Consider the following 1,361-nt stretch of genomic DNA (forward strand, 5'->3'; position numbering starts at 1 on the left):
GCGGCGCCGCAAGCCCGGTGTGTCCCGGCAACGACGGTGGCAACGGCACCGCTGCCACGTTGACCGCGGACGGCATCACGGGCGCCACCGGCGCCGCCGGACACACCACCCTGCCCTGCTAACAGCACACCAGGCGTCGCGGACGTCACGCACAGGTGCCGACGGCGTCGCCGGCTCCCACAACATCCGCATCTGCACCTGCTGAGCCGCGCCTCCTTCCGACCGAGGAGCGAACTCTGAGGAACCCATAGCGAGCTGTGCCACACGCCCTGCACTGTGCCCGGCCCGGGCACAGTGCAGGGCCCCGCGCACCTGCGGATCCTTGCCGACCGTAGGCCGCCGGCCCCTTCATCAAGACGCATGTGTGCAGGATCGGTGCCAGAGGCAGCCGATAACGTGACCTCCCGGGCAGTCCGATGCCGGACCTTCTGCGGGGCATCGCAGGCGCCCCGATCACAGAGGGCATTTGATCTAGGCAGATTGCCGTTTATGTCCTAGTAGGTACCTCGCCAGGTTGGTGTGGTCTCGTCCGTTATGCGCTTGGCGAGGTTGTCGATCGAGGCGATGTGGATCATGGCTTCTGAGCTGGAGGTGAGGGTCTCGTAGTCGCGGGCGAGACGTCGGTGCATCATGATCCAACCCAAACTTCGTTCAACCACCCAGCGCCTTTTGACGACGTGGAAACCTCGAACTCCGGATTTTCTGTTGACGACTTCGACGTCGATTCCAAGGTTGGCGCCGTGTTCGACGACGGCGTTCTTGAAGCCGGTGTCGACCCAGCTCTTGGAGATGGTCGGGTATGTCTTCTTGGCCTGATCGAGCAGGCGTAATCCCACGGCGTTTTCCGACAGGCTGGCGGCGGTGACGGTCACGGCGAGGATCAGTCCGATCGTGTCGGTGAGGATGCCTCGCTTCCGGCCGACGATTTTCTTCGCGGCGTCCATTCCCTGGCTGGTCAGGGGCACGTTGTGGGAGGTCTTCACGCTTTGGGTGTCGATCACGGAGGCGGTCGGCTCGGGCTTGCTCCCCTCCTTCACGCGGGCCAGGCCGGTGAGGTCGTAGTTGAGCTGGGCGAGGATTCCCTCGTCGCGCCAGGCGGCGTAGTAGGAGTAGACGGTGCCGTGGTTCGGGAAGTCGTGCGGGAGGTATTTCCAGGGGATTCCCGTTCGATTGACGTAGAGGATCGCATTGAAGACGTCACGCAGTTCGACTTTGGCCGGCTGTCCGGTGGGCCTCCAGGGCGGTTGCAAGTTCCGGGGTCGTGCGGCTGGTCGGGTTGTGACCGGTTGGGGCGCATAGCAGAGCAGGCACGGGCTTCGTGATCATTGTGGTGTCTAAGCCAGATGATCATGAGGTGGCCC

At 64.0% G+C, this 1,361-nt stretch carries 1 protein-coding gene; it reads right to left on the minus strand.

The features are described 5' to 3' along the window. Positions 1 to 494 precede the first annotated feature (494 nt). Entirely contained in the window at positions 495 to 1,307 is an 813-nt protein-coding gene (locus O3W51_RS48115; protein WP_443048437.1) for an IS5 family transposase, read from the minus strand. Positions 1,308 to 1,361 lie beyond the last annotated feature (54 nt).

The organism is Streptomyces sp. H39-C1, from assembly GCF_027158125.1.
Lineage (GTDB): Bacteria > Actinomycetota > Actinomycetes > Streptomycetales > Streptomycetaceae > Actinacidiphila > Actinacidiphila fildesensis.